The 23,884-nt window shown below is 58.3% G+C and carries 26 protein-coding genes and 6 pseudogenes; 22 read left to right on the top strand and 10 right to left on the bottom strand.

Annotated features, from left to right (window positions below):
- Positions 1–114: 114 nt before the first annotated feature.
- The 3 genes and pseudogenes from RLEG4DRAFT_RS64115 to RLEG4DRAFT_RS64105 form a co-directional block, all read right to left on the bottom strand.
- The gene (locus RLEG4DRAFT_RS64115; protein WP_245277948.1) at positions 115–327 is read right to left on the bottom strand and encodes a hypothetical protein; all 213 of its coding nucleotides are present in this window, start codon (positions 325–327) and stop codon (positions 115–117) included.
- Between the two features lie 439 nt (positions 328–766).
- Positions 767–967, bottom strand: a pseudogene (locus RLEG4DRAFT_RS64110) (CopG family transcriptional regulator); the annotation flags it as partial.
- A 29-nt stretch (positions 968–996) separates the two neighbouring features.
- Positions 997–1,950 carry an HWE histidine kinase domain-containing protein gene (locus tag RLEG4DRAFT_RS64105; protein WP_245277949.1) on the bottom strand — a complete coding sequence of 318 codons (954 nt, stop codon included), beginning with the start codon at positions 1,948–1,950 and terminating at the stop codon, positions 997–999.
- On the opposite strand from RLEG4DRAFT_RS64105, the gene RLEG4DRAFT_RS64100 reads away from it, so the two are divergent.
- Together RLEG4DRAFT_RS64100 and RLEG4DRAFT_RS64095 are read left to right on the top strand one after the other, a co-directional pair.
- Positions 1,900–2,091, top strand: coding sequence for a hypothetical protein (locus tag RLEG4DRAFT_RS64100; protein WP_245277954.1), 192 nt, complete (start codon positions 1,900–1,902; stop codon positions 2,089–2,091). The two genes, RLEG4DRAFT_RS64105 and RLEG4DRAFT_RS64100, sit on opposite strands and share 51 nt — an antisense overlap.
- A gap of 118 nt (positions 2,092–2,209) precedes the next feature.
- Complete coding sequence (locus RLEG4DRAFT_RS64095; protein WP_003575436.1) at positions 2,210–3,247, top strand: PAS domain-containing protein; 1,038 nt, start codon at positions 2,210–2,212, stop codon at positions 3,245–3,247.
- Between the two features lie 39 nt (positions 3,248–3,286).
- On the opposite strand, the pseudogene RLEG4DRAFT_RS64090 reads toward RLEG4DRAFT_RS64095, so the two are convergent.
- A pseudogene (locus RLEG4DRAFT_RS64090) lies at positions 3,287–3,566 on the bottom strand (DUF982 domain-containing protein).
- A 310-nt stretch (positions 3,567–3,876) separates the two neighbouring features.
- On the opposite strand from RLEG4DRAFT_RS64090, the gene RLEG4DRAFT_RS64085 reads away from it, so the two are divergent.
- The 3 genes and pseudogenes from RLEG4DRAFT_RS64085 to RLEG4DRAFT_RS64075 all read left to right on the top strand — a co-directional run bounded on the left by RLEG4DRAFT_RS64085 (position 3,877) and on the right by RLEG4DRAFT_RS64075 (position 4,878).
- The gene (locus RLEG4DRAFT_RS64085; RefSeq protein ID WP_003575438.1) at positions 3,877–4,149 is read left to right on the top strand and encodes a BON domain-containing protein; all 273 of its coding nucleotides are present in this window, start codon (positions 3,877–3,879) and stop codon (positions 4,147–4,149) included.
- Positions 4,086–4,674: pseudogene (locus RLEG4DRAFT_RS64080) on the top strand (DUF1236 domain-containing protein); the annotation flags it as partial. The gene RLEG4DRAFT_RS64085 and the pseudogene RLEG4DRAFT_RS64080, both read left to right, overlap by 64 nt.
- 51 nt (positions 4,675–4,725) lie before the next feature.
- On the top strand, positions 4,726–4,878 hold the full coding sequence (locus tag RLEG4DRAFT_RS64075; protein ID WP_003575441.1) for a hypothetical protein: 153 nt from the start codon (positions 4,726–4,728) through the stop codon (positions 4,876–4,878).
- A 303-nt stretch (positions 4,879–5,181) separates the two neighbouring features.
- On the opposite strand, the gene RLEG4DRAFT_RS64070 is transcribed toward RLEG4DRAFT_RS64075, so the two are convergent.
- On the bottom strand, positions 5,182–7,083 hold the full coding sequence (locus RLEG4DRAFT_RS64070) for a potassium transporter Kup (RefSeq protein ID WP_003575442.1): 1,902 nt from the start codon (positions 7,081–7,083) through the stop codon (positions 5,182–5,184).
- 447 nt (positions 7,084–7,530) lie between these two features.
- Here RLEG4DRAFT_RS64070 and RLEG4DRAFT_RS64065 point away from each other — a divergent pair, with 447 nt between their 5' ends.
- Positions 7,531–7,887 carry a response regulator gene (locus tag RLEG4DRAFT_RS64065; protein WP_003575443.1) on the top strand — a complete coding sequence of 119 codons (357 nt, stop codon included), beginning with the start codon at positions 7,531–7,533 and terminating at the stop codon, positions 7,885–7,887.
- A gap of 381 nt (positions 7,888–8,268) precedes the next feature.
- Positions 8,269–8,526 (top strand): GlsB/YeaQ/YmgE family stress response membrane protein, encoded by a 258-nt coding sequence (locus RLEG4DRAFT_RS64060; protein ID WP_003575444.1) that lies wholly within the window; start codon positions 8,269–8,271, stop codon positions 8,524–8,526.
- A 350-nt stretch (positions 8,527–8,876) separates the two neighbouring features.
- Here the strand turns inward: RLEG4DRAFT_RS64060 and RLEG4DRAFT_RS64055 are convergent, their stop codons facing one another.
- Both RLEG4DRAFT_RS64055 and RLEG4DRAFT_RS64050 read right to left on the bottom strand, forming a co-directional pair.
- Positions 8,877–9,668, bottom strand: coding sequence for an SDR family NAD(P)-dependent oxidoreductase (locus RLEG4DRAFT_RS64055; protein ID WP_003575445.1), 792 nt, complete (start codon positions 9,666–9,668; stop codon positions 8,877–8,879).
- A gap of 29 nt (positions 9,669–9,697) precedes the next feature.
- Positions 9,698–10,447: an SDR family oxidoreductase gene (locus tag RLEG4DRAFT_RS64050; protein WP_003575447.1), complete on the bottom strand. Its 750-nt coding sequence runs from the start codon at positions 10,445–10,447 to the stop codon at positions 9,698–9,700.
- Between the two features lie 742 nt (positions 10,448–11,189).
- Here RLEG4DRAFT_RS64050 and RLEG4DRAFT_RS64045 point away from each other — a divergent pair.
- The 4 genes and pseudogenes from RLEG4DRAFT_RS64045 to RLEG4DRAFT_RS64030 form a co-directional block, all read left to right on the top strand.
- Positions 11,190–11,496: pseudogene (locus tag RLEG4DRAFT_RS64045) on the top strand (hypothetical protein); the annotation flags it as partial.
- 21 nt (positions 11,497–11,517) lie between these two features.
- A complete protein-coding gene (locus tag RLEG4DRAFT_RS64040; protein WP_003575449.1) occupies positions 11,518–12,198 on the top strand; it encodes a peroxiredoxin-like family protein in 681 nt (226 codons plus the stop codon).
- A gap of 434 nt (positions 12,199–12,632) precedes the next feature.
- Positions 12,633–12,891, top strand: a pseudogene (locus RLEG4DRAFT_RS64035) (DUF982 domain-containing protein); the annotation flags it as partial.
- Between the two features lie 1,095 nt (positions 12,892–13,986).
- Positions 13,987–14,412 (top strand): GNAT family N-acetyltransferase, encoded by a 426-nt coding sequence (locus tag RLEG4DRAFT_RS64030; protein WP_003575451.1) that lies wholly within the window; start codon positions 13,987–13,989, stop codon positions 14,410–14,412.
- Between the two features lie 78 nt (positions 14,413–14,490).
- Here RLEG4DRAFT_RS64030 and RLEG4DRAFT_RS64025 read toward each other — a convergent pair whose 3' ends face one another.
- The gene (locus RLEG4DRAFT_RS64025; RefSeq protein WP_003575454.1) at positions 14,491–14,739 is read right to left on the bottom strand and encodes a hypothetical protein; all 249 of its coding nucleotides are present in this window, start codon (positions 14,737–14,739) and stop codon (positions 14,491–14,493) included.
- A gap of 144 nt (positions 14,740–14,883) precedes the next feature.
- Here RLEG4DRAFT_RS64025 and RLEG4DRAFT_RS64020 point away from each other — a divergent pair, with 144 nt between their 5' ends.
- Genes RLEG4DRAFT_RS64020 through RLEG4DRAFT_RS64010 form a run of 3 tightly spaced genes read left to right on the top strand, consistent with a single transcriptional unit; the run spans position 14,884 to position 16,082 of the window.
- Positions 14,884–15,060, top strand: a complete 177-nt coding sequence (locus tag RLEG4DRAFT_RS64020) for a DUF3606 domain-containing protein (RefSeq protein WP_003575455.1) — start codon at positions 14,884–14,886, stop codon at positions 15,058–15,060.
- Positions 15,061–15,063: 3 nt separating this feature from the next.
- A complete protein-coding gene (xth, locus tag RLEG4DRAFT_RS64015) occupies positions 15,064–15,867 on the top strand; it encodes an exodeoxyribonuclease III (protein WP_003575457.1) in 804 nt (267 codons plus the stop codon).
- On the top strand, positions 15,864–16,082 hold the full coding sequence (locus tag RLEG4DRAFT_RS64010; protein ID WP_003575458.1) for a hypothetical protein: 219 nt from the start codon (positions 15,864–15,866) through the stop codon (positions 16,080–16,082). Before xth ends, RLEG4DRAFT_RS64010 begins: the two co-directional genes overlap by 4 nt.
- Position 16,083: 1 nt before the next feature.
- On the opposite strand, the gene RLEG4DRAFT_RS64005 is transcribed toward RLEG4DRAFT_RS64010, so the two are convergent.
- Positions 16,084–16,626, bottom strand: coding sequence for a hydrolase (locus RLEG4DRAFT_RS64005; protein WP_037093424.1), 543 nt, complete (start codon positions 16,624–16,626; stop codon positions 16,084–16,086).
- 304 nt (positions 16,627–16,930) lie between these two features.
- On the opposite strand from RLEG4DRAFT_RS64005, the gene RLEG4DRAFT_RS64000 reads away from it, so the two are divergent.
- Positions 16,931–17,371 (top strand): hypothetical protein, encoded by a 441-nt coding sequence (locus tag RLEG4DRAFT_RS64000; protein ID WP_003575462.1) that lies wholly within the window; start codon positions 16,931–16,933, stop codon positions 17,369–17,371.
- Positions 17,372–17,576: 205 nt separating this feature from the next.
- Here the strand turns inward: RLEG4DRAFT_RS64000 and RLEG4DRAFT_RS63995 are convergent.
- Positions 17,577–18,185 (bottom strand): annotated as a pseudogene (locus RLEG4DRAFT_RS63995) (TetR/AcrR family transcriptional regulator); the annotation flags it as partial.
- Positions 18,186–18,273: 88 nt separating this feature from the next.
- On the opposite strand from RLEG4DRAFT_RS63995, the gene RLEG4DRAFT_RS63990 reads away from it, so the two are divergent.
- From RLEG4DRAFT_RS63990 to RLEG4DRAFT_RS63960, 7 genes are all read left to right on the top strand, one after another.
- Positions 18,274–19,047: an SDR family oxidoreductase gene (locus tag RLEG4DRAFT_RS63990; protein WP_003575466.1), complete on the top strand. Its 774-nt coding sequence runs from the start codon at positions 18,274–18,276 to the stop codon at positions 19,045–19,047.
- 218 nt (positions 19,048–19,265) lie between these two features.
- Positions 19,266–19,562 (top strand): co-chaperone GroES, encoded by a 297-nt coding sequence (locus RLEG4DRAFT_RS63985; protein ID WP_003575468.1) that lies wholly within the window; start codon positions 19,266–19,268, stop codon positions 19,560–19,562.
- 63 nt (positions 19,563–19,625) lie between these two features.
- Entirely contained in the window at positions 19,626–21,260 is a 1,635-nt protein-coding gene (groL, locus tag RLEG4DRAFT_RS63980) for a chaperonin GroEL (protein WP_003575470.1), read from the top strand.
- A gap of 276 nt (positions 21,261–21,536) precedes the next feature.
- Complete coding sequence (locus RLEG4DRAFT_RS63975; RefSeq protein WP_210161321.1) at positions 21,537–22,433, top strand: beta-1,6-N-acetylglucosaminyltransferase; 897 nt, start codon at positions 21,537–21,539, stop codon at positions 22,431–22,433.
- Positions 22,434–22,445: 12 nt separating this feature from the next.
- Complete coding sequence (locus RLEG4DRAFT_RS63970; RefSeq protein WP_003575474.1) at positions 22,446–22,709, top strand: hypothetical protein; 264 nt, start codon at positions 22,446–22,448, stop codon at positions 22,707–22,709.
- Between the two features lie 356 nt (positions 22,710–23,065).
- Positions 23,066–23,275 (top strand): hypothetical protein, encoded by a 210-nt coding sequence (locus tag RLEG4DRAFT_RS63965; RefSeq protein WP_003575476.1) that lies wholly within the window; start codon positions 23,066–23,068, stop codon positions 23,273–23,275.
- Positions 23,272–23,841, top strand: a complete 570-nt coding sequence (locus RLEG4DRAFT_RS63960; protein WP_003575478.1) for a hypothetical protein — start codon at positions 23,272–23,274, stop codon at positions 23,839–23,841. Before RLEG4DRAFT_RS63965 ends, RLEG4DRAFT_RS63960 begins: the two co-directional genes overlap by 4 nt.
- Positions 23,842–23,884 lie beyond the last annotated feature (43 nt).

Raw genomic sequence — 23,884 nt, 5'->3', positions numbered from 1 at the left:
TCAAATCATCGGGCCGCCGCTCTCGCGTGGTCCAAGCGGAATAACGACAGGCTATGCGTCTGGTTCCCGCGCGTTTTCGGACAGAGATTCAGATGGGTGACTTGGTCGCTACTCCTAATCACGCTCAAAGCCTTCAGACCAATAGCAGGCATCTTCGTCGGCACATTCTTGAGGGCTCAAGCCTTCTGCATGGCGCGATATCCAGTACGCCCGCGCCACGGTGCGCGCATATTCGGAAGGATCCTTGCCGAAGGGCAATTCCTTGTCCGCGGAAAGTTCCCAAATCCGTTTTGTGAAAAGAACGGTGAACTCGTCTTCGCTCAGCACGTGCAATAACATCTCCGGGACCAATTCGCCCCGGTCCTCAAGCAAGCACAGCAAGCCTGTCAATCGGTGAGCACACGGAGTCCAAGGGCGTGCGGACGGAGAGAGGCTCTCTGCGCGATCTGGATGACAATAACAGACAGTTTGTGACGATAGTTCCGGTACGCTTCCGCACAGTGCAAACAGGCGGGTGCTTGGGCCGCGGCCTGACTCTCGATCCCATGCGACGCGTATTGATCCGTGTCTGGAGTTGCCTAAGGCCAAACCGCCGAAGGGCGGCGAGATCAAGTGGGCTACCGTCTGGCCGTTCACATCGAGGCATCGGGCGTCTGCATCCTGACAACGGCGGTCATGATTGGACCGATCTTCCCGCCATTGCTGCCCCAGCGAGACGGCTTTCAGTTTCAACGGCGATACTGGACAGAGAAGCGGTCAGATGCGCCAGGCGTTCGGACTTCGGCTTGCCGAACTCGCCGGACAGATTCCGAAGCGCTACTTCCATGTCGTCTTCGAAGGCGATCGATCCAGAGTTTCGCAACAGGAGTGCGCCGTGGCGAAGCACGATCTGCAGGTCCAGTCGGGAGACATCCGCGATCCGATCGGCCGCGTCTTCAAGAAGAGCGGTGGTATCGCTAACGGTCAGGGCTTCTCCGTCGGACTATGAATTTACATCTAGGAGCTCGAAATTTGATCTTGCAGGCTCTGGAGCGAAGCGTCGAAGCTCATCATCAGGCCCGTTGGGGCATAATCAACCGAGACATTTCCGAAGGCAGACAGGGTGGAATTGATAAGTCGGGAGCCGAAGCCCCTCCTTTTCGGAGCTTCCACAGCCGGGCCGCCGCGCTCTCGCCAACGGACGTCGAGGCGATCGTCGCCCGCTTCTCGACGTGTGGACCAATCGAGTTCGACCACTCCGGTATCAACTGATAGGGCGCCGTACTTCGTCGCGTTCGTGGCAAGCTCGTGCAGCACGAGCGAGAACGCTAACGCAGCCTGGGGGTTCAGCGAGACCGTGGGACCACTTGCTTTGAGACGGTCCGAAAGTCCGAGATTGACTGCGGTCGCCTCGATGATCGTTTCCATGGTCGCAGACAGCCAGTTCTTCTGCAGCAAAATTTCATGCGCGTGGGCATACGCGTTGATGCGCGCCGATATCGACTGCTCGGCGTCCTTCATGCTGCCGGCACTTCTGAATGACTGGCTGATAATAGCCTGAACGACGGCCAGCGTATTCTTTATGCGATGCGAGAGTTCGTGCATAAGGACGCGCTGCCGCTGCTCGTTTTCTCGCTGCTCGGTTCGATCCCTGAGAATTTTCAGGAAACCTTCGAGCTCGCCGTCATCCGACCTCAGCGCCATCAGCTGGCCTGATGCCCAGAATAACGAGCCGTCCTTTCGAACATGCCATCGTTCATCATCTGCATGGCCATCGGCCAAAGCGGCGGCCATTTCCCTTTGGGGAACCCCGGTTTCCCGGTCCGCAGGGGTAAAGATTGCGCCGACGGGCTGGCCAATGATTTCGCTCTCGTCCCATCCGAGGATCCGGCGCGCTCCCTCATTCCATGTGGTCACCTTGTGATCGAGACCGACGGAGATGATCGCATATTCGATGGCACTTTGGAGAATGGCTTCGAGGAAGCGTTCGCGGGCGCGGCTGGAATTGGAAAAGGGGTTCATGATCATGTTGCGCCCAATCCATCAAGCCACGAGCGGCTGACCTTTCTCGATACTATACCGGACACTGCCGCATTACCATTCAAGCTGTAATGATTCCGCGAGGAAGGTTTCTTGTAAGCCATCGCACATGCGCTCGAAAAGATGGTCGCCGTGGAAACAAAGGAACGCGCACGGCGTTATTGAGTGACGTCTGGTTAAGCGTGGTAGTATGACGAGCCATCCCCAAAAAAAACTTCACGGAGACTTGCCTTCGGCATCTTCAAAAGCAGCCTTGGTCGATCGGAAAGAACTTGCAGCAATCGCGTTTGAAAGAACAAGGATGCCGATGGTCGTCACCGACGCACGCAGGCCGGATCTGCCCATCGTGCTGGCAAACAAGTCGTTCCTCGAGTTGACGGGTTACTCCGCTGACGAGGTGCTGGGCCGCAACTGCCGTTTTCTCCAGGGACCGGCGACCTCTCCGATCGCCGTCGCCGAAATTCGAGCTGGCATCGCCGACGAGCGCGAGGCCAGCGTCGAAATATTGAATTATAAAAAAAACGGGGAACCATTCTGGAACCGCCTGCACTTGAGCCCCATCCATGGCGATGATGGAAGGATCCTGTATTTCTTTGGATCTCAAATCGACATGACGGAGTACCGGCGGATCGAGGCGCTTGAAGCCTCCGAGCATCGCCTTCTCATGGAGGTCGACCACCGGTCGAAGAATGTCCTCGCCATTGTCGACAGCATCGTTCGTCTCAGCAACGCCGATGATCCTGCCCTTTATGCCGCTGCGATCCAACATCGCGTGCAGGCGCTCGCCCGCGCGCACAATTTGCTGGCCGAACGGGGATGGGCGAATATTTCGGTCGAGGAGCTCGTTCGGCTGCAAGTAACGCCATTCGCAGCAACCCGCGCTGTTTTTAGCGGACCTGATATCAGGCTACCGGCGCCGGCGGTCCAACCGGTCGCGCTTGTTCTCCACGAACTCGCCGTCAACGCAGCCCGCCACGGTGCGCTTGCCGCTGCCCAAGGCAGGCTTTCAATCAGCTGGACGCCCGGACCGTCCGGCGCCGGTTTTAGCCTTCATTGGCAGGAGGTGGGTGTTGGCAAGGCGCCCACACCAACAAAACGCGGATTTGGCACGGTTATCGTCGGCGCGATGGTTGAAAAACAGCTGAAGGGGCGGGTTGAGAAAACCTGGTCCGATGATGGGCTGGTTATCGAGATCGAAGTCCCCGCCGTGGGCTTTGCCGGCCGATAGGGCATGCGGTACAGAATTCATCACGCGCTTTCGACAGTCTCATAAGCCGCTAGGTCTCGACATGATGTCGCAGAGCGCCCTTTCGGGCTGCAGCCAGCTGACGACGGCAATCACCGGAATTCCGGCTTCCTCCGCAGCGCGAATAGGTGCGGCACGCGCTGTCTTTGCGGGGGTTGCCTCGGATGGCATCAAGGCAGGTCTTTACGGCCGCGATGTATTCCTTGCCATCGTCTGTCGGCCAGGCCGCGACAAGGGCCTTGGCAACCTCGCCAAGTGATCAGATCAGCCTATGCCTTTCTTGCCCCCTCATTACAAGCATTAGAGGGGCGAAATCTTCGCTTTCATGCCAATCCAGTATACCGACCCGTTTGCATGGATAGCGGCCCTTTACTCCCAAAATGCGACGCCCGCCATGTGGATAATACTTCACCAGGGAGGTTCTGACTGGAGACAGCAACATCGCTAAAACCTCCCTGGTGTCCTTTCAACAAGGAAGAGGAAAATCTACGCCACATACCGCCGAGGGGAAGACGGACTTAGGTCGGACTCTGGCGACCCCAGAACCCGCTTCTCATATTAGGTTTGAGGTAACATGACGGTCCGTGGAGGGGACGGAACAGGAGGACGACATGAAGTTCGGTTCCGACAACACCAACCATGAAGAGCGCTGCTCCCAAGGCCATAGTTCAGCCTCGACCATCGCGACGATCAAAGCGGCCCTTTCCGCTGATCAGAATATCGACAGCAGTGCCATCGAGATCAGGATGCTCGGTCCTGTGGTCCTGCTCGAGGGCTATATAACAAATGCCGCAGACCGCGAAAAAGCCATCTCGCTTGCGGCGATGATCGTCGGCCACGAGAACGTCCAGGATCGGATGCTGAGCCACTTCCCCACGCAGTGACGGCCAGGACCAAGGTCCAGTCTGGCACGGCGCCGGGTCGCAGTCTGGCTCCTGCATCGAAAGATGCCAGCGGTGGCACCACGACAGGACAGAAGCCCGCCGCCAAGTCTGGCACCACGGATAGCAGCGGCTCGGCCACCACAGGCACGAAGAGCACCACGCAAAGCGGCGATGCGTCGAAGCAGTCGACCGACCAAAACGCGACAACAACAAACAAAAGCTCTTCTGAAACCAACGTCAACAACAACACCACGACGACCACCAAGACCAACGTCAACATCTCGGTCGAGCAGCGGACGGAAATTCGAACGGTGGTGAAGGAGGTCCATGTGGCGCCTGTGAAGGAAGTCGACTTCACCGTCTCCGTCGGTACGAAGATCCCGAAGAAGGTCCGACTTGAACGGCTGCCGACCCGCATCGTGAAGATCGTTCCGCAGTATGAAGGCTACCGCTTTTTCAGCGGATGGCAGGATCGTCATCGTCGATCCCGATGCTCTCACGATTGTCTACATCATCGAGGCCTAACTCGCGTTTCCCGGCGGTGTCTTATGCGCCGCCGGGCGGCAGGAGCAATCAATGATCTACCATGAAGATAAGCCGTCCGGCACTGCCTTTCCCATCATAGTCATCCTGATTGCCATGGTCGCTATTGTCGGCAGCCTGGCGCTGTCATCAGGCCATCCAACGTCGGCTCGGGTCTGGATGCCTGTTACTTCGGCAGGCACCTAATCCCCGTCATCGACGATGGCTGTGGCATTCGCGATGAATGCCGCGCGCCTGATAGGCGACAAGGATTGGTCGTTCGAGAAAATCGTTGATCTCGCATCGTCGTTGTAGAAGTGCTCGTCCTCGAGGCTCCTGAAACCCTTTGAGGATCTGCCGAGCAGGATACAGCATGATCCTGCCAGCTGCGGGAGCGGGAGATGGTGGCGGTTCCGCGGATTCGGCCGTCAGTGCCATGAGCATGAGAGATCGAAGATGCCCGGTTGGCGTTCCTCGTGCATGGCCGAGGAGCGGCCCCGGGCTGTGGCGTTAGATGGTTGTCTGCAGGCCGAGTTCGACAACACGTCCGGACGGCAGCCCGAAGTAGTCTGTCGCATTGCTGGCGTTCTGGGCAAGCGTGATGAACAGACGGTCCTGCCAGAACGGCATGCTGCCCTTCTTGGACGGAAGAAGCGTGCGGCGGGACAGGAAGAAGGAGGTCGACATGATGTCGAACTTCAAGCCAAGCTTACGAACCAGAACGAGCGCGCGCGGTATGTTCGGAGTCTCCATGTAGCCGAAAGTGATCACAACACGGCTAAAGAGGGGGTTGAAGCTTTCCAGGAAGATCTTCTCATCGTCTGGTACGAAGGGCCTCGTCGAAGTCACGACGCTGAGAATGACGTTCTGCTCGTGAAGCACCTTGTAGTGCTTGAGACTATGGAGAAGCGCAGTCGGCGCGCCTTCAACATCGCTTGTCAGGAATATCGCGGTCCCTGGAACCGTGGGCGGTTTCTTACGGGCCAGATTGCCGATGATCGCCGTGAGCGGGATTTCGTCGCTTTTAGTGCGGGCGGCGAGCAGGCGCCGCCCAGCCGTCCATGTCTGCATGACGATTGCCATCGTCGATGCAACAGCCACGGGAACCCAGCCGCCATCTGCGAACTTCGCGACGTTGGCGGCGAGAAAGCCGGCGTCGATCAACGCCAACGGGACGATGACGGCAAGGGCCGTCGCAGGCTTCCAGCTCCAGATACGGCGCATTACGATGAACAGTAGGACCGACGTTATGAGCATTTCGCCCGTCACGGCGATGCCGTAGGCTGCGGAAAGGCTGCTGGAATTCCGAAAGAAGAGCACAAGGCCTGTTACGAACACGAAGAGCAGCCTGTTCACCTGCGGCATGAAAATCTGCCCGGAATGCGTCTCAGAAGTGTGGAGGATCTGAAGGCGCGGGAGAAGATTGAGATGCATGGCCTGGCGGACGAGGGAATAGGCGCCGGAGATCACCGCCTGGCTGGCGATGACGGTCGCTGCTGTCGCCAGACAGACCATTGGTATCCTCGCCCATTCGGGATGCATGCCAAAAAAGGGATGGGCAGCCATCTCCGGGTTCGCGAGCACGAATGCTCCCTGTCCAAAATAGTTCAGAAGAAGGCTCGGGAAGACGAGCGAAAACCATGCGATGACCATCGGACGGCGGCCGAAGTGTCCAAGGTCGACGTATAGGGCCTCGGCTCCGGTCACGGCGAGGAAGACCGCTCCCAGCACCGCCACGGCCGAGCCGATATTGTTTGCGACATACCGGAACGCATGGAACGGGTTTAGCGCGCCTAGCACCGACGGATCGTCGAAGACGTGGATCATCCCGCTGACGCCCAACACCATGAACCACAGCGCCGTGATGGGACCGAAGACTGATGCCACACCGCTTGTGCCGAACCGTTGGACGAAGAACAGCACCGCGATGATGGTCAGTGTAATCGGCACGACCCAGTTCGAGAGTGCCGGAGCTACCACCTCGATACCCTCGACTGCAGACAGGACGGAGATCGCCGGCGTGATGATTGCGTCGCCGAGGAAGAGCGAGGCGCCGACCACGCCCAGGACAAGCACCCATTTGGGGCGACCGGTCAGGCCCTCGCGAGCAAGGGTCATCAGTGACAAGGTGCCGCCTTCGCCCCGGTTGTCCGCCTTCAGCACGAACGTCACATATTTCAAGGTGACGACGATCGTGAGCGCCCAGACTATCAGCGAAAGGATTCCAAGCACGTCGGCATGATGCGCTCCGGATCCTCCCGTGGCGTGCAGTGCTTCCCGGAAGGCGTAGAGCGGGCTTGTTCCGATGTCTCCATAGACGACGCCGAGCGCCGCAAGGACGAGCGCCGGCAGCCCGTGCCGGCGCTGATGTTCCAGTTCCGGATCTTCAGATCGCATCTGGGAATTGGTCAAATGGGGTGTCCTGTCAGGGAGCGTTGACCGCCTGCGGGGACGTTGCCACCGGCCAAGCCTCATTGCAACGCCAAAACGAGGATGCACCTTCTGCATCACGTCGCTGGCCGGGGGTAGTTAGGGGTGCCAGTGCGAGCCATCCCTGCATGGCGGTGAAGATTGATGGGGCCTTGCAGTAGCGAGAGGTTCCCTCAAGGTTACGGCGAGGTTGACGGGAAGCAACTTTGTCGAGCATTTCCATAGAATACAAGCTCTTCGACGACCACCGCCATGTGTCGTGTATCGCGCTGTAGTGTCGCTCTGGTGCCTGCAAGAGAGCCGCGAAACAGGTAGCGCGCAAACTGAACGTGGCCTGTGAGTTTCACGGCTTCGAGAAATTGTCTCGGCTGCACGGGAACCTGCTCTCGGTGGGCAAGTTCCTTCGCAATGGTCCCAGGGTAGGTTACGATGCCGTCTAAAGTTCTGATAGTCGAAGACGAGCCGCTGCTGCTCATGCTCGCCGTGAACCTCGTCGAGGAAGCCGGGTTCGAAGCCCTCGAGGCGAGCGACGCCGAGGCAGCGATAACACGTCTGGAAACGGAAGCGGACGTCCGCATCCTGCTGACGGACATCGATATGCCCGGATCGATGGATGGCCTCATGCTGGCCACGATCGTCCGGGACAGATGGCCGCCAATCCGCATCATCGTCGTGTCGGGCAAGCGGACCCCGACGGTTTCCGAGCTCCCCGAGAGCGCCGTCTTCTTCTCTAAGCCCTATGACGTGCAGAAGATGGCGGAGACCCTTCACAAGTTGGCCGCTTAAGCGCGCGGAGATGGTATCCAGGTAGCAAATCCGATGGACAGTTGTTGCCCAATCGCGCTTCGTTGCCTCGATAGTCGTACGCACCGATCGTTTGGGTACGCGCGCGTTTCCCTCTGCGGGGGACGTGGGTGGCCGGCGCGAACCAGGCGGACGTGTACGAGGCGATCGTGGAAGAGATCGGAAGCCTTCGGACCGCCCGTGAGCGCGATCCCGACCCCGCGGACGACGACGCCGCGCGGCTTGGTGAGCCCCGCAAACGAATGGCCGGCCGCAGACTCATCGCTCCGGTGGAACCATCCGTCGTCATGCGTGTTTCGTTGCAGGCTGGCTGACGGTTTCGTCGGTGTCAGACACTCAAAACTCGATCAAAGGGGACGCAATATGGAAAATGCAGGCATCGGCTGGATCGCGGCTATTATCATTGGCGGCATCGCAGGCTGGCTCGCCGAAATGTTCATGAAGTCCAACATGGGCGTCCTGATGAACATCATTCTTGGTATTGTCGGCGCGATCGTCGCTAACTTCCTTCTTTCGCTGTTCGGCGTCGTCCTCGGGGGCTGGGTCGGAAACCTGATCGCGGGCTTCATCGGAGCCTGCATTCTGATAGCGCTCGCGCGCATGGTCCGCCGAACGGCTTGACCGACAGCACGGCGGCGCTTCGACGGCGCCGTGCTCATGCATTTTGCGGCTGAGTGTCCTGAACGGGCGATCCACCCAGCGTCCAAAGTGCCTTCGCGACGGTCTCGTCGGACATCGCCTGGAGTGATGTCTTGTACGAGTTCGTCCGGCTGTCCCCTTCGCCGCGGCGACGACGACCGCGCCGCTGGCCGCCAATGTGACGCCGGCCGGCCGACGCCGCTCTTTGCGCGTGTTGCGAAGTGACGTTCCCTCAGTGCCATGTGTCCAAAACCGGCTGGTCGTCGTCAAGATTTCCGTTGCTCGCGGCGTCGTAACGCTTGATTTGCCATACGGAATCTGGACTTAACCTCTCAAAGCGTATCGATCAGGCCGCCGTCCACGCGCATCGACGCACCCGTCGTGGCCGACGCCAGCGGGGACGCCAGATAGGTCACCATGTTGGCTATCTCCTCGACACTGGCGGCGCGCTGAATGATGGAGCTGCTCCGGTGTTGCTTGACGAAGTCGGCTGCAACCTCCTCGATCGGCTTGCCGGTTTTTTCACGCTCATCGGCAAGCATCGCCTCGACGCCTTCAGACAGAGTGGGGCCGGGAAGAACCGAGTTCACGGTCACTCCAGTGCCGGCCATGCGTTTGGCAAGCCCGCGGGCGACGGCGATGTCGGCTGTCTTGCTGACGCCATAGTGGATCATCTCAACGGGTATGTTGAAGCCGGATTCCGACGCGATGAAGATGACACGGCCCCAGTTGGCGTCCTGCATGCCTGGCAGGTACGCACGGGACAGTCGAACTGCCGACATAACGTTCACCTGCCAGTGCCGGTCCCAAACCTCGTCCGTGGTGTCGAAGAAGTCGCTCGGCTGGAAGATCCCGGCGTTGTTGATGAGGATGTCGACGCGGGGCTGCTTCGTTACAAGCGCGGCGCACCCTTCGGCAGTAGCGAGATCAGCCGCAACTGCGGTGACGGCGCCCTCTGCGCCCTCTCTCTTCAGCCGCTCGGCAGCCTTTGCGGTCTTTTCTTCGGATCTGCCGTTGACGACGACGTCCGCGCCCGCTCTCGCGAGCTGCCGGGCGATCGCGTAGCCGATGCCCTCTGTGGATCCGGTCACCAGGGCTGACTTTCCTTTGAGATCGATATGCATGTTCTTGCTCCTGTGAAGTTGGACGTCGATTAAAGGTTGCTCATGCCGCCGTCGATGACGAGCTCGCTGCCGACGATGTAGGCAGCCTCGTTCGACGCGAAGAAGACCACCGTCTTCGCTACTTCCGACACGTGGCCGAAACGGCCGACCGGGATCTGATTCTGCACGCCTTCGGCCATCGCCTTCATGTCCGATTCCGACATGCCTAGCTTCCCGTATAGAGGTGTCGCGATCGGGCCGGGGCTGACGGCATTGACGCGGATGCCGCGACCAAGTAGTTCGCCCGATAGCGTCTTAGCCAGTGTCAGAAGAGCGCCCTTGGTCAGCGAATATACGCTGGAGTTGGGCATGCCGATATGAGCGTTGATCGACGTGTTCAGCACGATCGAGGCGCCCTTTGAAAAGATCGGCAGGAGAGCCTGGATGAGGAAGTAGGGTCCCTTCACGTTCGTCGAAAACGACTTGTCGAAATCGGCTTCTGACCAGCTCTCGACCGGGCCAAATTGAGCGACGCCGGCATTCACGAACAGGATGTCGAGCTGACCGAAGGCTTCCTTTACCTCGCGGAAGACATCCTGCTGGCCATCCACGCTGCCGGCGTCGGACTGGATGACGATGACGTCGTCGCCAAGTTCCTTGCGAGCCTTCTCTACGCTGGCCGCGCTGCTGCCTGTCACGGCGACGCGCGCGCCTTCGGCGACGAACTGTCGGGCCGTCTCAAGGCCGATGCCGCTGGTGCCCCCGGTGATGAGGGCTGTCTTGTTAGCAAGTCTGGACATAATGAATTCCTTTTTGCGGTGTTGGACGGCCTCGATGCCGGGGGCGATGACAATGATTTACTGCAGGCGAGCTATTCGAATTAGTGGTCCGAAAGCAATTCTGTTGTTCGGCGATGCCGAACATTTCGACGGTGCGCCAGGGAGGAAAGACGACGACCCCCTCCCTGGCGTCGCGCAGGGTTCAGTACAACGGGGACGTCTCCGAAAGCGAGGAGTGACTGTCGGGGGCATCGCATCGATGCATGTGCCGCCCGCCGCCGTCCTCGTCCATCTGCAGGCAGACCACGATCCAATCGGCCGGCATGCCCCGGAAAGAGTCTTGTGCGCAAGGACGCATATGTGAAGAATGCCTTTGTGCCATAGATCGGTCGGAGCGAAACCCAAGCAGGGGGCATTTTACTTTAAAATTTGGAATTGAAAGACTGCATCAATAATACGACTTGCGCGCGAGGAGCTCTATGACGGCAACCACATCGAGAGGCCGCAGTCACGATCGTGGTCTTTCTTGCTTCTGAACAAAGTAGGTGTTTGCCTCACACCTTGATCACGACGCGTTGTGCCATTTCGAATGCCACTTGTGACGGAGATGGCAAAACGCGCCATTTGCAGCCATCAGAATAAGCTTTCATGTGTGGCAGCTCATTGACCCGTTGACGACGTTGGTGGTCGCAGACTTGAGCGTCCAAAACAAGTTCGGGAACCGACCTTCAGCGCAATTAGCATTCGGGAGTCTCTCGTGTGAGGTGTACCAGCCGCCGAGAAGGCAATCGAGATCGCCCGTGCGCTCGACCAACGTGGATCTCGCGCTGCCGTTGATCGTCCTGGGAAGCCAGAACTCGCGGTCCGTTATTATTATAGCGAGGCGCTCGAGAAGGCTCGCGAAACGGGCGAGCCGCAGATGCTTTTTCCGTGCTATGATGGGCCTGCAAGGCTCAATCTCGACGTCGGCAATATGGCAGAGGCCGAAGGCTACTTTGCCCCGGCGTAGGGAGTTTGCGCCCAGCACGGGCTCGACCGAAGCGCTGGGTGTGCTGCCTTTTTTTGACTGATCCGGGGCGAGGAGGTTGTTCATGTCCACGAGTAGTGTCAACCGCCCGCTGCAGCCGGGCGACCGGGCACCGAATGTTGTACTCGACGCGATCTCGCGCGAAGGCAAGATCGCGCTCGATGATTTTCGAGGCCGTAGCCCGTTACTGATCGGTTTGTTTCGAGGCCTACACTGTCCGTTCTGCCGGCGTCATGTCTCGGCGATGGCGCAACTCAACCCGGCCCTGAAGGAGAAAGGCATCGAATGTCTCGCCGTGGTCAAGACGCCGGTCGAACGGGCACGGCTCTACTTTCGTTACCATCCGCTACCCAACCTTCTTAGCGCATCCGACCCAGAGGGGGCTTCGCATCGCGCCTTCGGTTTGCCCATCCTCGAGCTCACGGAGAATGAAACCGAATGGCCGCACAAGCTCGGAATGGACGCGGTCATGACAATGCGGATCGATCTGCCGGGGGAGTTGCCCGTGCCGATGAACCCGGCTGCGGCGGGCGACTTTCTTGAGAAAAAGGACCGGTATGAAATGACGGAGGCCGACCAGCAGATTATGATCGCCGGTCACATGCCGCTTATCGGCGAGTTCCTGCTCGATCGGGAAGGCACTGTGCGCTGGAGTTTCACAGAAGCCGAAGAGGGAGGCCAAAATGTATGCCGGGCGCCGAGTACCGAAGAATTGATGTCAGCAGCTTCCCAAGTCGCACATTAATAAGCTGCTGAAAAACTCGTTCGACGACCACCGTCCTGTATGATTCTGTGGGTTTGAACCATCATCGAGATACTTAGGCGCGGCGGCTAAGGTCTGCCGTAAGCTTCGTAGCGATTTCCATTCAATGCCCCGCGGAGTGACCCGGCGCTGGAGTGGCACGCTCAGCGCATATGCGAGGCCACGTCCGCTCCTTGCCGCGATCACGTCGTTCCGACAGGCGCCTCATACGGCAAGTTTCCACCCTGTCAGTCATGTTTGGATCAGCCTTCTAGTGACCGCTTCGGGCCGACTGCAGTCTTCGAGCCACATCACTTTCCCTTGTGACACCAAGGCGGAGAAACTCCCTTTGTTCGTCCATGGATAGGCGATCACAGATCAGAGCGGCCAGAGCAACGTGGGGCAGCGCCGAGTGCCGCCGAGATGAGGCATGGTTTCTCGTGCGGACGCTGGGCGAGGGCGCGCATCTCCTGATCAAAGACGGGGCTTCCGACGAGCGAGGAATATGCGGCTGCCGTTAAGACGTGCGGCGACGCAATTAGTGGAAAAATTGCTCCGGAACAATTCCGGGAAGCGCTTGTGTGCGCGGCCGATGAGGCGGATATCGCTGCTCTAACCGTGGTTCAACGGGGTGTTGGAAAGCGACTACCGGACCTTCCATCATCAAAAATGCAAAGAAAGCGCTGTCCTCAATGATGGACGCGAGCGCATTTGTGCCCCTCGCCATTGCAGTTCCCGAACTGAACCCGAAGATTTTCTAGGATCGCCGTCGGAGAGCAACCCTGCGAATGCATGTCTAGGATCCGCGCGACGAGATCGTGGTGGTCTGGAGCAACCTTCAGCTCATTGCAAGCGTCAGTGATGATGGCCTGTAGTCGTTCGAGGTCATCAACATCAATTGCGATATCGGCAAGCAGGCCCAATTCACCTTCTCCGTAAACAGACGCCGAGAGTGAGTATCCCTCGTTGGAACCAACCGCCCCGTCGTAGCGCGAGTGCGTAAGCAACCCAGCCGAATTTCCATTATCTCGAACAAAAGTCCGACATGGATCGATAATACTTCACCAGGGAGGTTCTGACTGGAGTCAGGGCTACAACGAACCTCCCTGGTGTCCTTTCAACAAGGATCAGGAGAATCTACACCGCCTGGCGCTGAGGGAAAGACGGACCTAAGTCGGACGGCGGCGCCGCGACCTGTTTCTGATATAATTTGAGGTAGATGACGGTCTGTGGAGCGGACGGAACGAGAGGACTGTTCTACTGTTCTTGTGCGGATAAGAGCAGCAAAAGCGCCCCGCGAAACGGGGCAATTGAGCGAAAGAGGGAAAAGACGAGACCGCGCGAGGGGCGGGCGATGTTGAGAGGCTTGCGAGCGCAGGCCTCTTTCGCGCGGTCCCGACGCAATAACGATAGAGGATCCGTCTGGTTCCTGTACGCTTTCGGACCGACCGACCCGCCGCGGTTGTTTGCCGGCAAGCTCGGGATCGGCGATCAGAAAAGCAAAATCCCCGTGGAGTTTGCGGCGGCCACGTTCGCGGCTGGAGCCCCGAATTTTCCTGCTTCGTTGAGTCCAGAACCATCGCCAATTTGGGGTCGTTGTCGAAAGCTGTTCCTGCGTAGCTTCAACTTCCCGATACATAATTTATGATGCTGATGCTCCACTGCGAGTTTCGGCGGATAATGCAGACCTAACGACGCTGTAAAGTCCGTCACCTCGGTCTATGGCCGGTTGCAGTCGGCGCGTTATTTCCTTAGCATCTTGCTGGCTTCTCACATAGGATTCATTGAGCGATGCCGGAAGTCATCACAACGTGTCGACTCACCCCAGATACCGCTTGGCTGCTTGAGAACATCGCGGAAGAGGTTTTTGACGAGGAAATTAGCCCCCAGCGGCTTGCCACCTATTTGGAGTTGCCGGGGCACCTGATGATCCTTGCGGTTTACGGAAAGCAGGTCATCGGACAGGTCGCGGCCTACGTTCATTGCCACCCCGATCAAGCGTCGGATGTTTACATCGACAATCTGGGAGTGGCTCCCGCTTTCCAGCGACGTGGTGTCGCGCGACGCCTTGTCGACGATGTCTTTGCGTGTGGCAAAACGCTGGGATGTCACCAGGTGTGGATCGTTACAGACACCGAGAACGATGCCGCTCGCGCCCTCTACGAAGGTCGAGGCGCCGCAGCCGAGCCTATTGTTATGTTCTCCTATAAACTCTGACTGCCGCTGCGTTCGTTTTCCGCGCACCCATGCCCGGAACTTGCCTGCGTTCCTAGTCGGGCTCATCCGCTGCGATACTCACTCCCCAAAAACGCTCCGATTGTTGCGCCGAGGATGCCGCTCGGCACCAAGTTGATCCCACTCTATGAGTTGCTGCACGTAGCGATGATTGAGATCCAGCGCGGCTCCGAAGCCGTGTTCGCGTTCAATCGCATTGGAGGCTTCGAGACGCGCGAAAATGTTAGCCACCTCGAGGGCGCCCGCCCCTTCGAGAGTCGAAAACCAGCTTTCGTAGTTGCGACAACTTTGATCGGCAGCGCCGACCATGCCGGCTTCCTGCATCTCTCTGTGCGTAGCGATGAACGTCTAAGGTGGCGCCCAAGCGGGTTCGCGCGAACGAAGGTGTCGCTAGTGGAACTTCTTGATTCGACGCCCGTTTTCCGCTGATCGGAATCAACTGGAGGCAGCAAGATGGCAACCACATCCCGAGGTCGCGCACAGGATCGTGCAAAAGTCGCCGGCGGTCAGGACCATGAGGTCAAATACGAGGCGAAGAAGGAAGGTGTGTCGAAAGACACCGTCAAGAAGGCCGTGAAGAGCGCGGGCAATTCACGCAAGAAAGTTGAGACGGAAATCGGTCGCCACTGACCCGTGAAGATCGCGACCTACAACGTCAACGGCGTTAACGGCAGGCTCGAAGTCATCCTCCGCTGGCTGGCCGAGGCCCAGCCGGACGTGGTCTGCCTTCAGGAGCTTAAAGCCCCACAGGACAAGTTTCCGATCAAGGCGATCGAGGCGGCTGGCTATGGCGCCGTCTGGCAGGGGCAGAAATCCTGGAATGGCGTGGCCATTTTGACGAAGGGGCAGGAACCGCATTTGACACGAAAGGGCCTGCCAGGCGAACCGGAGGACGAGCACAGCCGCTATATCGAGGCTCTCGTCAACGGGATTGTCATCGGTGGCCTGTATCTGCCGAACGGCAATCCGTATCCGGGGCCTAAATTTGACTACAAGCTCCGTTGGTTCAAGCGCCTCCACGATTACGCGGCCGAACTGCTGGACCTGGACGTGCCTGTCACCTTAGTCGGCGATTACAACGTGATGCCGACCGAACTCGACGTCTACAAGCCGGAGCGCTGGACAAACGACGCTCTGTTCCGTGTCGAAGTCCGGCAGGCTTACAAGGCTCTCGTCGATCAAGGCTGGACGGACGCACTCCGCCACCTGCACCCGGACGAACGGATCTATACGTTCTGGGATTACTTCCGAAACGCCTACGCGCGCGACGCCGGACTTCGCATCGATCATTTCCTTCTTAGTTCGGGGGCCGCGTCTCGCCTCGTGAAGGCGGAGGTCGACAAGCACGTCCGCGGCTGGGACCACACCAGCGACCATGCGCCGGTTTGGATCGAACTGCAGGACGAACCCGTCAAGAAGAGGAGGAAGACGAAATGAGCCAGCCCGAATGGAAAGCACAGCTCGGGGCCAAGGTGGAAGAACTTGTCGACGGCTTCGTGGTGATCGGGGCCAAGCAGGAGGATGTCTTCGAAGCGATCATCCAAGAAGTCAGTCGGCTCCGGGCGGCATTGGAACTCGATCCGGATCCTGCCGCCGACAGTAGCGGCGTTGAAGAACCCGCCAACGACTGGCCGGCGGCGGCTCGCGATTAATTCAGATCCCGGTTTTCCGAACCGGGGCGACCAGCCGAGCCGATCTCGGAAATATCCTGCGTGCTGTCAGGATCGTCTCAAGCGTGACCGGGCGGAAGTCAAGGACGTCGACCCCGACGTCGAACTGTCGTGGCTGCGGTTTCAGCCTTCCGTGCGAGTGGCCATGTAGGTTGATCGATTTCTTGCCCATCTGGTTCCATGTCCGGAACGCGTAGTGACACAGAATCAGGAGGTTGCTGTCGATCCGGAGTTCAGCATAGTGCTGGACGCTCTCCCAGCCACGTGCCGTCATCGTCGAGCTCGGATCGTTGTTGCCGATGATCAGGTGCTTTCTTCCGTTCAGCCGACACAGCAGGTCCTCGCTCGGACCCGCTCGCGGGGATATGAAGTCTCCGAGATGCCACACGTCATCATCTGCACCGACAGTCTCGTTCCAATAATCGATCAGTGCGGCGTCGTGCGCTCCCATATTGAGAAAGGGACGGCGATCGATGCGAAGAACCCGCGAGTCTCCGAAGTGCGTATCGCTCGTGAAATAGATCATGACCATGAGATCGGAGTTCAGGAGGGGGCGCCAGGGGCAGGACTCGCAGCCGAAGGTCTAAGGCTGTGGGTTGTTAAATGTTACAGCTTCGAGCATGCCCCTTGGGCAGGCAATCCTGAGTGAGCGAGCGTTGCGCACCGGCCCCGTCACCTAAACTATGTTGCCATCCGCCTTGTTTCGTGGCCTTCTCGCAGTTGGATTGTGGCCGGGTGTTTGGAACTAATGACGGGCGAGACTGAGCTGTGACTTTGACGCTGACGTGCCCTCCTGGCCGGTTAAGCCTAGATTTGAGGAGACCCGCATCATGAAGAATTCGTCGAGATTTCGTTCAGTCGCGGCTGCGGTAATCGCTGCAGCAGGAATCAGCGTTGCCGGCTCCGCGCATGCCGACAGCGGTACCATCAGATTCTCAGTCTACAAGGCTGCCTTCTTTGTGGGTGGTTCTGGAGGCGAGGGCACGCTGACCTTCCATGGTCGCCACTATCCGGTCTCTGTCGGCGGCATCTCGGGCGGCCTCGCCTTCGGGGCTTCCAAGACCTATTTCCATGGTACCGTTCGCCACATACGCCGCGCCCGAGATGTGACGGGTGTTTACGGTGCGGCAGGCGGTGGCGGCGCGGTCGGCAAAGGTGCCCAGGTAATCGTCATGACCAATGACAAGGGCGCCCAGCTCGAACTCTCAGGCAAGCAAGTCGGCCTGCAAGTCAACGCCGATCTCAGCGGTTTGGCCATCACGGTGAAGTAAGGGCCACTGCTCCGTTCGTCGTCCCTGCAGTTCGGCTACCCCGAATGGGAAGAGTCGGCTTTCAGCTTTACCATTTCGGAAGCGACCGTTCCCAAATGGGTCATTTCTCTTTCGTCACGGCGACGTCGATTGCTGAGGGATCTGATAACAGGTCGTTTGTTCGAATCCGTTCAACTGCTCCGAATTCAGACTGTCGAGATCTTCGCTTTTTTCCCGGCCAAGCCGTGAGTGCGAGATCGATCATCCGTTTCAACAGGGCATTGCAGGCGCCGTCGCAGGCCTGGGCGGACATCCCCTGGATGATCGCCCCATAGAAGCGCGCGAGCGTATCGGTATCGGTTTGCGCCGGCAATTCACCATCCTCGACGGCACGGTCAAACCGGGTTTTAAGAGTCTGCATCGACGTCTCGCGCAATGATGCCGTCATCCGCGCGACGGACGCATTCTCTTCCGCATGCTGCAGGACGGCCGTCGAGACCATGCAGCCCCGCGGCTTGTCCGGCTGGGTGTCACCGTCAGCGATATCGTAAAGGTAAAGGCTCAGGGCTTCGTAGACGGGAAGACTTGATTGCAGGATTTCCGACCGGCGACTGTTTTCACGGGCAATGCTGAAGTCGAGCGCCTGACGATACAATTCTTCCTTGGAGCCGAAGGTCGAATAGAGAGTGGGCGGATTGATCCCCATGGCCTTCGTGAGGTCGGCGGTCGATGTTCCTTCGTAGCCGCGTTCCCAGAACAGCCGTGCCGCGATGTCGAGCCCGACGTCGCGATCCAGCACCCGCGGTCTGCCTCGTTTGCGGACTGGCTTCTCCATTAAAATAGTGATCCCTATTAAACTATTGACAGTCGTTTTTCCGCTCTTATTATAGGGATCACTATTTAATTTAGCAACGGAGTGATCCATGTCCCAGAGACTCGCAGACAAGATAGCCCTCGTCACCGGAAGTTCGCGCGGTATCGGCCGGGCAGCCGCCCTTGCGTTTGCGAAGGAGGGTGCCGCGCTAATCGGCGTGCACTACACCGCCAACGCGGATGCGGCCGATGCCACCGTACGCGACATCGAGGCGCTCGGCGTCAAGGCCGTCGCCGTGAAGGCCGATCTCAGACAGGGCAAGGACGCGGCCGAGAGCCTCTGGGCGCAGTTCACCGAAGCTGCGCGTAGCGAAACGGGCTCGTCCGGTCTGGACATTCTGGTGAACAATGCCGGCATCGCGCCCGCACTGTCATTGAAGCAGACGAGCGAAGCCGCTTTCGACGAGGTGATGACGATTAACTACAAGGCGCCGTTCTTCTTGATCCAGGCAGTGGCCGACCACATTCGTGACAACGGTCGCGTCATCAATGTCTCGACTGGGTTTACGCGGATCGCCGCGCCGACGCATCCGGCCTACGCAGCCTCCAAGGGGGCGCTGGAGACATTGACACTGGCGCTGGCACCTGAATTTGCAGCTCGCGGGATTACGGTCAATGCCGTGCTGCCGGGTGTGACGGAGACGGATATGAATGCCGAGTGGCTGGCATCACCAGACGCGCGCGCTGGCGCCGAAGCACTCTCGGTCTTCTCACGTGTCGGACGGGCGGAGGATGTCGCCGACGTCATCGCCTTCCTTGCATCGTACGATGCGCGTTGGACGACGGGACAGATGATTGATGCGACGGGTGGCGCCCGGATCTGATCGATTCCGAGGCTCCTCTCTGTTTGCAGCCATTCAAACCAAGACATAGGCGTATCCTTGACGAGGTGCCGGTTGGGGTCCGGTTCCCAGTTCGTCCACCAGACGCCGATCTTGGCACTATCAATACTAGAATGATTGCTAGCACTCTCGACGTAAGACTGCTAAGAAGGCATATCGAGATCGGACATTGGGCCGCGTTCTCGTTGAGGAACTCCAAAATGATTAAGACCATTTTTCGGCCGTTGCACGACCGTGTCGTCGTGCGCCGCATCGAGGCTGAAGCCAAGTCCAAGGGCGGCATCATCATTCCGGATACCGCCAAGGAAAAGCCACAGGAAGGCGAAATCGTCGCCGTTGGCGCCGGTGTACGTGACGAGAGCGGCAAGATCCTGCCTCTCGACGTCAAAGCGGGCGATCGCATCCTGTTCGGCAAATGGTCCGGCACCGAGATCAAGTTCAACGGCGAAGACCTGCTGATCATGAAGGAAACAGATGTCATGGGCGTTATCGCCTGATCGTCTGCTACATCGCTATTTCTCTTTTATGACGACCATTGGGCATCAGCCCGGGAGTTTTCCATGTCTGCCAAACAAATCAAATTCGGCCGTGATGCCCGCGAAAAGCTGCTGCGCGGCGTCGATATACTTGCCGATGCAGTGAAGGTCACGCTTGGCCCTAAGGGCCGCAATGTGGTGATCGATAAATCCTATGGCGCGCCGCGTATCACCAAGGATGGAGTGGCGGTCGCAAAGGAAATCGAACTGGACGACAAGTTCGAGAATATGGGCGCCCAAATGGTGCGTGAAGTGGCGTCAAAGACCAACGACGTCGCTGGTGACGGCACCACGACCGCGACTGTTCTTGCCCAGGCTATCGTCCGCGAAGGCGGCAAGGCCGTTGCAGCTGGCATGAACCCTATGGACCTGAAGCGTGGCATCGATCTTGCTGTCGCCGCCGTGGTCAAGGACCTGCTTGCAAAGGCCAGGAAGATCAACACCTCGGAAGAAATCGCTCAGGTCGGCACGATCTCGGCCAACGGCGAGAAGGAAATCGGCCAGTACATCGCCGATGCGATGCAGAAGGTCGGCAACGAGGGTGTGATTACAGTCGAGGAAGCCAAGACCGCCGAAACCGAGCTCGAAGTCGTCGAAGGCATGCAGTTCGACCGCGGATATCTGAGCCCTTATTTTGTCACCAACGCCGAAAAGATGGTGGCTGAGCTGGAAGACGCGTACGTGCTGCTGCACGAAAAGAAGCTTTCCAATCTCCAGGCGATGCTGCCGATCCTCGAAGCCGTCGTGCAGACTGGCAAGCCGCTGGTGATAATCTCGGAAGATGTGGAAGGCGAAGCCCTGGCAACGCTCGTCGTCAACAAACTGCGTGGTGGCTTGAAGATCGCTGCCGTCAAGGCTCCGGGCTTCGGCGACCGCCGCAAAGCCATGTTGGAAGACCTCGCGATCCTGACGGGCGGTACCGTGATCTCCGAAGATCTCGGTATCAAGCTCGAAAATGTCACGCTTGAAATGCTGGGCCGTGTCAAAAAGGTCTCGATCACCAAGGAAAATACCACCGTCGTTGATGGGGCCGGCACGAAGGCCGACATCGAAGGCCGCGTAGCCCAGATCAAAGCCCAGATCGAGGAAACCACCTCGGACTACGACAAGGAAAAGCTGCAGGAACGCCTTGCCAAGCTTTCAGGTGGGGTTGCCGTAATCCGCGTTGGCGGCGCGACGGAAATTGAAGTCAAGGAAAAGAAGGATCGCATCGATGACGCGCTCAACGCCACGCGCGCGGCTGTCGAAGAAGGCATCGTTCCAGGCGGTGGCACAGCTCTCCTGCGCGCTTCCATCGTCCTCGATATCAAGGGCGAGAACGACGACCAGAACGCCGGTATAGCGATCATCCGCAAAGCGCTTCAGTCGCTGGTTCGCCAGATTGCCGAAAACGCCGGTGACGAAGGTTCGATCGTGGTCGGCAAAATCCTGGAAAGCAATACCGACAACTTCGGCTACAATGCTCAGACGTCTGAATATGGCGACATGATCGCCTTCGGTATTGTCGATCCGGTAAAAGTTGTGCGCACCGCCTTGCAGAACGCGGCTTCGGTTGCCGGCCTTCTGGTGACGACGGAAGCCATGATTGCTGAGCTTCCCAAGAAAGATGCTGCCGGCGGCGGTATGCCTGACATGGGTGGTATGGGCGGTATGATGTAACAATCTTCCTTCGGGAAGTTCGCAAGTAATTTGCGACACAGGGCTCCGACCGATCGGAGCCCATCATCCCCATCAGACGACATTGGGATTTGTGATTGGAGTCGCCGCGCGCCTCCAGAGCTTTCGCCCAGACTCCCGAACCAAAGAAGATGTCGGCCGATCAGCCTTGCTGTTCGCCGCCCGGCGCGATTCTGAAAGGATCGAAGCGATGATGTTGTATACCGCCCCAAGCCTTGAAATGCTTGTAACTGGTGGAGCCAACGCATGATTGGCTATTTGATCCTGGTTCACCGCTATCCCGACCAATTCAAACGCCTGTTCAGGGCAATCTATAACGCTCGGAACCACTATGTCGTGCATGTCGACAAGAACTCAGGCACCGATCTCGAAGGCGAAATCCGAGACTTCCTACGCCCCTATTCGAACGCAGATATGATCAGAAGCGAAAAGGCCATTTGGGGTGGCTACAGTCTGGTGGACGCGGAGCTGCGTGGCATGGAACGCCTGCTGGAAATGGGTGAATGGAGCCACTTCATCAACCTCAGCGGTCAAGATTTTCCACTGAAGCCTCAAACCCAAATCATGGCCTATCTCAATGCAAATCTCGATCGAGAATTCATCAAGGTGCTGGACCAGGATAAGCATCGCCCGGATACGATGCATCGCGTCAGCGAGTACGTGGTCGAACTGGAGGAGAGCATTCAGCGTACCGCGCGTTCAAGACCGTTTCTGACTGCCGCCACACCCTATATCGGCAATCAGTGGATGATCGTCACGAGGGCTTTCTGCGAGTTCGTCTGCCATGACCGGAGCGTCGACCGCTACAAGGCGTTCTACGAAAACACCCTGATCCCCGACGAGGGGTTCTTTCAGACGGTGATGATGAATTGCGCGATCGAAAGCGAGATCACCAGTGATGATCTGCGGATGATCGACTGGATTGCCGATGATGACATCAAGCTGCGTCCCCGGACGTATCAGCGCACAGATGCGGCTGACCTCAAAGCAAGCTCAAATCTCTTCGCCCGAAAATTCGATCAGACGGTCGACGGCGAGATCCTTGAGGTCCTTGAGCGGCATCTTGCCAAACAAGCGGTCATCAATGTTGACCGGTCTCGCGCCATCCCGGTCAATGCTGGCCTACCCTTCGCCCTGGAAGGAACCGCAGCGTGAGATGAGGGCCATGTGTTGATATTGAATAGACCTCAACGGGCCGGACCATATCCCGACAGGGATATTGGCTGCCAGGAAGCTCTCGAACCGGCCTTTTTCGATTTGGCCAAGGGGCTGACTCCCGACAATATCGCGCGGGCGGCCGGCGGCAATCTGGCGCCGGCGCTGGCGGGTCTGGCAAAACGCGCTGAAAGCGCCGGCTGGACGCTGGAGGAAGCAGAGGTGGCGATCAGCGAACTGTCACAAAATCTGCTGGATGAGATGTCATCGATGTAGATTGGCTATGACTCGCGTTGAGGCCTGTTGTTCAATATTTGGCGTTGGACTGGCCTGCCTTTATGTGAGCTAGTCCAACCCAAGCATGCTATCCCGTCCACTTCAGAAACCCGTGTTTCGTCACCACGCTGGTCGGATACCGAGTTGGTCTGGTTGGAACGGGACAGCCGTTTCCGAATAGAAAAACGTCATTTGGAGCGCTCGCTGATCGAGGATGCTGGAACACGCGACGTGAGAGCGTGTTGCTGCCGATCCCGGCCCGCTTACAGGCCGTGATCTTAAATGACGGCGTCCGCATGCCGCTCTGCGCCGGCACTTCCTTCGCAACCCGTTTCAGACCATGAGGAAAATTCGCTATGATCAAGTTCGAAGTCGTGCAGCCATGTTTGGTCGGACCGCGAGCGTCCGTCTACGAGTTCGCCAGGAAATACCGATTGAGCGACGTGGAGGCCGAACGGCTCTTTCTCAAAATGGGTGCCTCAGGGACGCAGGAGGCAGTGCTTGCGGAGGCGCAGTTTGCTGCTCCGGAATTCAAGATTTCCTCTGACAAGGACAAGCAATCATGAAATCCCCCGCATTGGATAGCCCACTTTTGAAGCATATTTCCGAAGGTTCATACGCCGCTGAATCGCCTGTCACGAGCTTGCCCATCGAACCAGCCCAAAACAACTCGGTGAATTTGAGAGCGCGTGTTGCAGCGACGGTCAGAAAAGCTCGGGCTCAAAGAGAGGTTGAACTGCAAAAAGCGTCCGACCGGGCAAACGCGGAGCGTCGGGAAGTACAGCAAAAGGCAAAGAACGCCTTGCTGTCGCTTCTGGCGGACGACGTCATCGATGTCATCGTCGGCAAGCACGCCGCTCTGGGGGAACTTCATATTGGAACGATAAAGATCACGAGAAACGGTGTCGAGCTCATCAGAGACGGCGGAGCCGGGGCATTCCATACGGAAGGCGAGCGGCTCGACATCAGATTTGACGGCGCCATTCTGCAGGCCGGCCAGCAATTGAAATCCCTTGAATTTCAAAATCGCGTGCTGGAACTTCAGGCTCAAGGCATCAAGATCGACAGTGTTTACGATACCTCGTCGCAAGGTATCCTGATCACCTTCGACTATGGGGGTGCTCTAAACTGAGCCAGGACCAACGGTCATCTGCCTGTTGCACCGAGCGATGATG

Source organism: Rhizobium leguminosarum bv. trifolii WSM2297 (genome assembly GCF_000271845.1).
This window is presented reverse-complemented; position numbering and strand designations above follow the sequence as displayed.

Coding starts and splice junctions, on each gene's coding strand:
- RLEG4DRAFT_RS64030 (WP_003575451.1), top strand. CDS start 13,987: ATGCCGGAAGTCATCACAACGTGTCGACTCACCCCAGATACCGCTTGG.
- RLEG4DRAFT_RS64040 (WP_003575449.1), top strand. CDS start 11,518: ATGTCCACGAGTAGTGTCAACCGCCCGCTGCAGCCGGGCGACCGGGCA.
- RLEG4DRAFT_RS64020 (WP_003575455.1), top strand. CDS start 14,884: ATGGCAACCACATCCCGAGGTCGCGCACAGGATCGTGCAAAAGTCGCC.
- RLEG4DRAFT_RS64010 (WP_003575458.1), top strand. CDS start 15,864: ATGAGCCAGCCCGAATGGAAAGCACAGCTCGGGGCCAAGGTGGAAGAA.
- RLEG4DRAFT_RS63985 (WP_003575468.1), top strand. CDS start 19,266: ATGATTAAGACCATTTTTCGGCCGTTGCACGACCGTGTCGTCGTGCGC.
- RLEG4DRAFT_RS64075 (WP_003575441.1), top strand. CDS start 4,726: ATGATCTACCATGAAGATAAGCCGTCCGGCACTGCCTTTCCCATCATA.
- RLEG4DRAFT_RS64050 (WP_003575447.1), bottom strand. CDS start 10,447: ATGTCCAGACTTGCTAACAAGACAGCCCTCATCACCGGGGGCACCAGC.
- RLEG4DRAFT_RS63965 (WP_003575476.1), top strand. CDS start 23,066: ATGATCAAGTTCGAAGTCGTGCAGCCATGTTTGGTCGGACCGCGAGCG.
- RLEG4DRAFT_RS64025 (WP_003575454.1), bottom strand. CDS start 14,739: ATGGTCGGCGCTGCCGATCAAAGTTGTCGCAACTACGAAAGCTGGTTT.
- groL (WP_003575470.1), top strand. CDS start 19,626: ATGTCTGCCAAACAAATCAAATTCGGCCGTGATGCCCGCGAAAAGCTG.
- RLEG4DRAFT_RS64095 (WP_003575436.1), top strand. CDS start 2,210: ATGACGAGCCATCCCCAAAAAAAACTTCACGGAGACTTGCCTTCGGCA.
- RLEG4DRAFT_RS64005 (WP_037093424.1), bottom strand. CDS start 16,626: ATGATCTATTTCACGAGCGATACGCACTTCGGAGACTCGCGGGTTCTT.
- RLEG4DRAFT_RS64060 (WP_003575444.1), top strand. CDS start 8,269: ATGGAAAATGCAGGCATCGGCTGGATCGCGGCTATTATCATTGGCGGC.
- RLEG4DRAFT_RS63960 (WP_003575478.1), top strand. CDS start 23,272: ATGAAATCCCCCGCATTGGATAGCCCACTTTTGAAGCATATTTCCGAA.
- RLEG4DRAFT_RS64065 (WP_003575443.1), top strand. CDS start 7,531: ATGCCGTCTAAAGTTCTGATAGTCGAAGACGAGCCGCTGCTGCTCATG.
- RLEG4DRAFT_RS63990 (WP_003575466.1), top strand. CDS start 18,274: ATGTCCCAGAGACTCGCAGACAAGATAGCCCTCGTCACCGGAAGTTCG.
- RLEG4DRAFT_RS64000 (WP_003575462.1), top strand. CDS start 16,931: ATGAAGAATTCGTCGAGATTTCGTTCAGTCGCGGCTGCGGTAATCGCT.
- RLEG4DRAFT_RS64055 (WP_003575445.1), bottom strand. CDS start 9,668: ATGCATATCGATCTCAAAGGAAAGTCAGCCCTGGTGACCGGATCCACA.
- RLEG4DRAFT_RS64085 (WP_003575438.1), top strand. CDS start 3,877: ATGAAGTTCGGTTCCGACAACACCAACCATGAAGAGCGCTGCTCCCAA.